This is a genomic window from Nonomuraea sp. NPDC049784, from assembly GCF_040659615.1.
Taxonomy (GTDB): Bacteria; Actinomycetota; Actinomycetes; order Streptosporangiales; family Streptosporangiaceae; genus Nonomuraea.
This window is the reverse complement of sequence record NZ_JBFAMX010000557.1, coordinates 1-6785: the sequence shown is the minus strand read 5'-3', so window position 1 is coordinate 6785 and position 6785 is coordinate 1. Positions and strand designations below refer to the sequence as shown.

Annotated in this window: 7 protein-coding genes; 3 read left to right on the top strand and 4 right to left on the bottom strand. The window is 68.4% G+C overall.

All coding sequences use genetic code 11. The features are described 5' to 3' along the window. Positions 1 to 1096, top strand: a 1096-nt coding sequence (locus AB0J09_RS51690; RefSeq protein WP_360709077.1) for a protein kinase, incomplete at its 5' end; no start/stop codon positions are given. Between the two features lie 70 nt (positions 1097 to 1166). Here AB0J09_RS51690 and AB0J09_RS51685 read toward each other — a convergent pair. Next, entirely contained in the window at positions 1167 to 1781 is a 615-nt protein-coding gene (locus AB0J09_RS51685; protein ID WP_360709075.1) for a histidine phosphatase family protein, read from the bottom strand. Between the two features lie 101 nt (positions 1782 to 1882). After that, entirely contained in the window at positions 1883 to 3115 is a 1233-nt protein-coding gene (locus tag AB0J09_RS51680; RefSeq protein ID WP_360709072.1) for a PEP/pyruvate-binding domain-containing protein, read from the bottom strand. Positions 3116 to 3189: 74 nt separating this feature from the next. Between AB0J09_RS51680 and AB0J09_RS51675 the strand changes: the two genes are divergently transcribed. Continuing rightward, positions 3190 to 3585 (top strand): DNA-binding protein, encoded by a 396-nt coding sequence (locus AB0J09_RS51675; RefSeq protein WP_360709070.1) that lies wholly within the window; start codon positions 3190 to 3192, stop codon positions 3583 to 3585. After that, on the top strand, positions 3582 to 4220 hold the full coding sequence (locus AB0J09_RS51670) for a transcriptional regulator (RefSeq protein WP_360709067.1): 639 nt from the start codon (positions 3582 to 3584) through the stop codon (positions 4218 to 4220). The genes AB0J09_RS51675 and AB0J09_RS51670 overlap by 4 nt, the downstream gene beginning before the upstream one ends. Before the next feature lie 85 nt (positions 4221 to 4305). Here the strand turns inward: AB0J09_RS51670 and AB0J09_RS51665 are convergent, their stop codons facing one another. Beyond that, positions 4306 to 4449, bottom strand: coding sequence for a hypothetical protein (locus AB0J09_RS51665; RefSeq protein WP_360709064.1), 144 nt, complete (start codon positions 4447 to 4449; stop codon positions 4306 to 4308). A 1321-nt stretch (positions 4450 to 5770) separates the two neighbouring features. Further along, positions 5771 to 6785: isocitrate lyase (gene aceA / locus AB0J09_RS51660; protein WP_360709061.1), on the bottom strand; the 1015-nt coding region annotated here is incomplete at its 5' end.

Here is a 6785-nt window from a genome sequence, read left to right as displayed (position 1 = left end):
GCGGGGGCCGCGCGTCATCGACTTCGGCATCGCGCGCGACGTCGACACGCTGGCCGCGCACACGCAGGCCGGGCAGGTCATGGGCAGTCCCGGATGGGTGGCGCCGGAGCGGCTGACGGGCGGCCCCGCGGTGCCCGCGTCGGACGTGTTCGCGTGGGGGTGCCTGGTGGCGTTCGCCGCGGCGGGGCATCATCCGTTCGGCGGCGGCGAGGCTGATGTGCTGACCCGGCGCATCCTGTTCGACCCGCCGCGGGTCGCGGGCGTGCCCGCCATGCTCCAGCCCGCCGTCGAGGCCGCGCTGGCCAAGGATCCCGCCGACCGCCCCAGGTCTGCCGATCTGCTGCGGGTGCTGCTGGCGGCCGGGGGCGTCGGTGAGCCCTGGGATCTGCGGCAGGCGGTGGCCGGGGTATTGGAGGAGATCTGGACGCCGGTGCCCTATCCGCCCGGGGGAGGGAGGGTACGCCTCGCGGGGCCGCCCGGCGACACCGGTTCCGACCCGTCCGGCGTACCGGAAGATGGTGTGGAGCGTTCCGGTACGCGTAGACGCAGGAGGAATGCGGGGGCTCACCTGTCGCACGCCAGTTTCGCCGCCCTCGCCACGGTCTCCATCGCGGCCATCACGGTGATCGCGGCGGCGGGCGGCGACGGGATGAGCATCGGGGGAGGCTCGCTGCTGCCCGGCAACCCGCCGGTCGTGCAGCCTCACGGCAGCGCCGAATCCACCGTCCGCCCCTCGGCCACGCCCACCGGCGCCCTCCCGCCCACACGGGCCCTGGTGACGGCGCCTGTGACAACCACGCCCACGCCCACGCAGTCCGTCTCCCACACGCGCACGAAGAGTCCGTCCACCCTGCTCGACCCTTCGCCCGAGCGCAAGAACACATTCCAGCCGCCGAACACGAGCGGCCCCGGCGACCCCGGGGGCGACGATCCGGGCGAGTGTGCGAACCCGGCGAGCAGAAGGAGGGGAAACGCGGCCAGGCGGAGTTGCCCGCAGCCGTCGGGCTCGATCTCCACGATCCCCCAGGACGGGCCCGGCGAGTCACCGGACCCCTCCGTGTCCGTCTCGGAGACGCCTACGGCTACTGGATCTTAGTCAGGTCGATCAGGTAGAGGTCGTTCCCGAGCGTGTAGCTGAGGAGCGCGTACGGACAGTACGAGCCACCTCACGGCCTCACGCCTTCTGGGAACCCGGTCCAGCGCAGGTCGGGCGGTAGGTGGCTCATGTCGTTGAACATCACGATCGTGGGCGGCAGGCCGTTGCGGTACTCGATGACCGTCAGTGCGGTGTTGGCGCTGTTCAGTCCGAGCCATCGGGATGGCGGCGCGTCCAGTGCGTGCCGCACCAGCCACGCGATCTGGAAGGCGTGCGTCACCAGGACGTCGTGTGTGTCGGGCTGGGTCCCTTTCGTGGTCGTGTCGGGGGCCTTCGCGAACCGGGCAACCAGGGCCTCGGCGAGCCTCTGGCCCGAGGCTGCCTCGGTGTCGTCGTAGCCGTCGAAGAAGCCGGCCCAGGACGGGGGTGTTTCGGCTGCCCTGGGAACGTAGGGCAGGTGGTCGACGAGTTCGGCGGCCTCAGTCACGGGCACGTTCGGTAGATGCCGGGCGAGTTCGTGCGCGCTTGCTACGGCGCGTGGTAGCGGAGAGTGCCACACGGCGTCGACCGGTACGCTGGCGAGCCGTTCGCCCAGCAGGCCCGCCTGCCGGCGCCCGATGCCGGTGAGCTCCCCGAACGCGTCGGCCGCGCCGTGGCGTGCTAGGTAGAGGTGTCGCGCTGTCATCAGTAGTCAGGGGCGCGGTGTTCGTGCGGGCCCGTCCCCATCTCCTTTCGATCCGATGCGACTTCCGGCAATGGCTCCCGGCCAGGGACGGAAGTGATCAGTCAGGCGTTTGCCGCCGTGACGGTGCCGGTGGTGCCGTCGATGGTGATGATGGTGTCGTCGTGGAGCCTGCTCGTCGCGTTCGGGATGCCGAGGACGGCGGGGATGGCGTGTTCGCGAGCGACGATCGCGGCGTGGGAGAGCACGCCTCCGGTTTCGGTGACGACGCCGGCGGCGATGCGCAGCAGCGGCGTCCAAGCGGGGTCGGTGAAGGGGCAGACGAGGATGTCGCCCGGGTGCACGCGCGCGAAGTCGCCGGGGCCGCGGACGATCCTCGCGGTGCCGGTCACGGTCCCGTGGCTGCCTGGTGTTCCGGTGAGTGTGGCGGCTGGGGTATCCGAGGCGCCGGAAGGTGATGCTGGTGGTGGGGGTGCGGCGGTGACCGGCCGTGCTTGCAGAACCCAGGTACGGCCGTCGACGATCGACCACTCGATGTCCTGCGGTCCACCCAGTACGGCAGCAATCTCCTTGCCCAGCTGGGCCAGCTGCGTGGCGGTCGCGTCGTCGATCGTCGGTTGGTCCCGGGTACGGGTGGGCACGTCGCGAATGACGAGATGCGTGCCGCGCCGGTCAAGGCGGGCCCGTTTGTCCGCGATGGTGCGTGTGACCGACCCGTCCTTGGCGACGCGGTAGGCGTCAGGGGTGACCTTGCCCCCGACGATGCTGGGGCCGAGGCCCCAGGACGCCTCGATCTGGGTCGCGTCGTTCGGGTCGGCGGGTGTGAACATGACCCCGGATACCTCGGCATCCAGATGGCGTTGGACGATGACGGCCATCACGAGATCGTCGCACGGCTGGTGGTCGCGGCCGGAGACACCCCAGTAGCCGAGGGCACGTGGAGAGAACAGCGAGGCCCAGCAGGCACGTACGGCATCGGCGACCTCGCTGACTCCGCGCACAGCGAGAAAGCTCTCGTGCTGACCGGCGGCCGATGCCTGACCGGTGTCTTCATTCGCTGCCGACGATCTCACCGCCACGGGCGGATCGCCGAGCCCGTCGAGTGCGCGTCCCAGCGCGTCGATCACGGTGGCGTGGAGCGGGCGGGCCTCGATCACCTGCCGCGCCGCGTCAAGATCGTCCGACTCCTCGGCGAAGCGCCCGAGGTCCAGGTCGCGGACAGCGGCGAGGTACGCGGCGAACGAGACGACGAAGCCGTCAGGAACCGGCAGGCCCGCGCGGAGCAACGCGCCGAGTGCGCCGGCCTTGCCCCCGCACGTATCGGCAACAGCCTCCATCAGGGGTATGATCACCCATTCCCCATTTCAATGAATTATTGACAATATTTTGTTGATTGTGCATCATGAGTTGCATGTCACGCAAGCAGGACATCACTCACGCCGCACACGCTGACCACGCCCAGGCCCACCGTGAGCGGGACGCGCGTGAGCGTCTTCTGGGCCTGGGCGCAGATGCGCTCGAAGCCCGTCCATGGCGGCCCCCGCCCGTCCCGCCGTCGGCGATCGACCTCGTGCAGTTCGCCGTCTGGCGCCACGCCGACCTGGGCCCGGATGACATCCTGAGCGCGCTCGCCCTCCTGCCGGCCGCACGCGCCGAGGTCGAAGGACTCGAAGCCGGCCTGCTGTTCGCGGCCCGGAGCGCAGGACTGACCTGGGCACAGATGGCGCAGGCGATGGGGTTCAACTCCCCGCAGGCGTGCCAGCAGCACTACAACCGCCTGACGGCACGACAGGACACCGACTCGTGACGCGGGACTCTCCGTCGGACCTGCTGGTCCTGCACGCCGTGCGCATCACCGGGTTCGCAGACACTCCCGTGATCGCTCATCGGTACGGGCTCGATGCGGCCGAGACGAAAGAGGTGCTGCGCGACGCCGAGACACGCGGCTGGGTTGAGCACACCGCCTTCGCCGGCACCGGAGGTTGGTCGTTGACTGAACCGGGCCGAGCCGAGAACGAGCGCCGGCTCGCGGCCGAGCTCGCACGCGTCGGCGGCGCCGACGAGGTCCGTCGCGTCTACCGCGAGTTCCTCCCGCTGAACGCCCTTCTGCTACGAGCCTGCACCGACTGGCAACTCCGGCCCACCACCGATGATCGGCTCGCCGTCAACGACCACTCCGACTACGCCTGGGACGCCAGAATCCTCTACGAACTCGCCGGCATCGACCGCGCACTCACGCCACTCGCAGACCGGCTCGGGAGCGTCCTCGCACGGTTCCGCGGATACGACACACGATTCACCACAGCCCTGGCGCGCGCTCGAGCCGGGGAAGGCACTGCCTGGGTCGACCGCACCGACGTCGACTCCTGCCATCGTGTCTGGTTCGAGCTCCACGAAGACCTCATCGCCACCCTCGGCCTCGACCGACACGCGGAACCCTGACCCCACGCTCCGCCGCCCCCATCCACGATGGCCCTCTGGTCACGCAGGGCACGGTGCAGACGCTCGGCTGCCTCGGCGCGCACCGTCACCACCAGCCGGCCTTGTCCAGGAGAAAGAACCGCTCCAGCTCCGCCTGTGTCGGCTCGCCCGCGAAATGCCCGTGCCGACAATATTCGACCTGTGCCCCGGCAGGGTTGACGAGTGGATCGGTGAAGTCCGGAGAAGACACGGATGTGGGATGTCCACCGGCGTTTAGGTGCTCTGCCAACTGAGCTACCGGAGCGTTGGCCCCGGGCAGGACTCGAACCTGCGACCCGCCCCATTAAAAGTGGTAACCGACGAACTTCGACCCGTATCCCCACCGGACCCCACCGGCGGCCGCAGAGCAAGGAACGGGGTACGGATGTGAGAAGCGGCGCCGGATGGGATCTTTTTGCGAAAAGAGATAACCGACGCCATTCGACCCGTACTCGCTCCGCGCCCGACGGATCGGGGATTCGGAGTAGATCAACGATCTGAACCGTAGCATGCGGAGTCGTCTGCGTGGCAAGTGTTTTTCTTGCGTTAAATGTTCCATTCCTGAACTGCACATGCTTCGCCCGATCTCTCGTGGCGAAGCGGGGCCGGCGCCGCTTGGCCCGCTGATACCAGGACGAGTTCCCCTTCAAGCGTCAAGGTAACGCGTGGCGACTGGCGCGCGATTCACTACCAGTGCGGCGATCGGGGCGTCTGCCAGCGGCCTGTGGGGCGGGAGCTACAGGTTGTCCTGGCCGTCGCCCTCGCCATATCCGCTTTCATAAGGGAAGATGATCTCTTCTCTCTGGAATAATCTTTTCGAGAACGTTTTAGGCTAGTCCGTCTCGGTGGAGGGCCGGTAAGGACCGCGAACCTGGCCGGTTCGCCGACTACCCGCGCCTTGCTCCACGAGAGCCTTATGTACGCCGGCGGAGGCGGAGCGATCGCGACGTTGCCGGCGATGGCTCAGCAGCCGACCACACTGCCGCTGGTGCATACCTGGCCAGTGGCCGGGCTTTGCTCCTCGAGATCGCTACGGCCTTCGTGGTGGCTGCGGCCGTGTCGGGCGCGGCACTCAGCGGAATGCCTTCCATGGGTGCATGGAATCACGTAAGCGGCCGTTTCGGTGACGGCCTGCTGAGCCGCAGGCTCTGCGCTTGCGGACTCAGCTGAGCCCACCACAGGGAAGGCGAGAACTGAGATCGCCATCGCGCACGTAGCCAGAGCAGTGCGTGTCTTGATCATGAGAGAGATCACCTCGCGCCGGTCGTGAAGTTCAGGGCGATGCCCGGACTCGGAACGCCATAGCGGTCGCAGAAAGACATCGATATGGCCTAGCGATCACTTTCAAGCTAGTCGCGGGGATGGCTGCAGTCATACGAGAGAGGCAAAAGTCTCGGCCAGAGATTGCTCTAGAGCCGGTCCGGACATGCAGCGCCGGGAAAGAGACGGGCCGCGCCAGGCTGGGGGGACCGGCGCGGCCCGTTCGCCGGTGAACCATCCCATGCCCTGGAGGTGGCCGGCGAGTGCGGAAACTAGTGCTTGAACTGCTCTTCTTCGGTTGAGCCGCGCAGTGCGACCGTCGAGGAGTCGGGAGCGACGGCCGTGCTGACCAGGTCGAAGTAACCGGTCCCGACCTCACGCTGGTGCCGGGTGGCCGTGTAGCCGCGCGACTCGGCGGCGAACTCGGCCTCCTGCAGCTCCACATACGCCGACATGCCCTCGGCCGCGTACCCCTGGGCCAGGTCGAACATGCCGTAGTTCAGCGAGTGGAACCCGGCGAGCGTGATGAACTGGAACTTGTACCCCATGTGCCCCAGCTCCCGCTGGAACTTGGCGATGGTGGAGTCGTCCAGGTGCTTCTTCCAGTTGAACGACGGCGAGCAGTTATAGGCGAGCATCTGGTCGGGATACTCGGCCTTGATCGCCTCGGCGAACTCGCGGGCCACGTCCAGGTCGGGTGTGCCGGTCTCCATCCAGAGCAGGTCAGAGTACGGCGCGTACGCCAGGCCGCGGGCGATGCAGGCCTGCAGCCCGTTCCTGACCCGGTAGAAGCCCTCCGCTGTGCGCTCGCCGGTGGCGAACTCCTGGTCGCGCGGGTCCACGTCGCTGGTCAGGAGCGTCGCGGCCTGTGCGTCGGTCCGCGCGATGATCAGCGTGGGGACTCCGGCGACGTCCGCGGCGAGGCGGGCGGCGTTCAGGGTCTTGATGTGCTGGCCGGTCGGGATGAGCACCTTGCCGCCCAGGTGGCCGCACTTCTTCTCCGAGGCGAGCTGGTCCTCCCAGTGCACGCCCGCGGCGCCTGCCGCGATCATGCCCTTCATGAGCTCGAACGCGTTCAGCACCCCGCCGAAGCCGGCCTCGGCGTCGGCCACGATGGGCGCCAGCCAGTACGGGGTGTCGAAGTCGCCCTCCGACCAGGTGATCTGGTCGGCGCGCAGCAGCGCGTTGTTGATGCGGCGCACGACGGCGGGGACGGAGTTGGCCGGATACAGGCTCTGGTCCGGGTACGTCTGCCCGCCCAGGTTCGCGTCCGCGGCGACCTGCCAG

What these genes read in the sequence shown, in the direction of transcription:
- AB0J09_RS51685 (WP_360709075.1), bottom strand. Translation starts at nt 1,781, where the DNA reads ATGACAGCGCGACACCTCTACCTAGCACGCCACGGCGCGGCCGACGCG.
- AB0J09_RS51675 (WP_360709070.1), top strand. Translation starts at nt 3,190, where the DNA reads ATGTCACGCAAGCAGGACATCACTCACGCCGCACACGCTGACCACGCC.
- AB0J09_RS51680 (WP_360709072.1), bottom strand. Translation starts at nt 3,115, where the DNA reads ATGGAGGCTGTTGCCGATACGTGCGGGGGCAAGGCCGGCGCACTCGGC.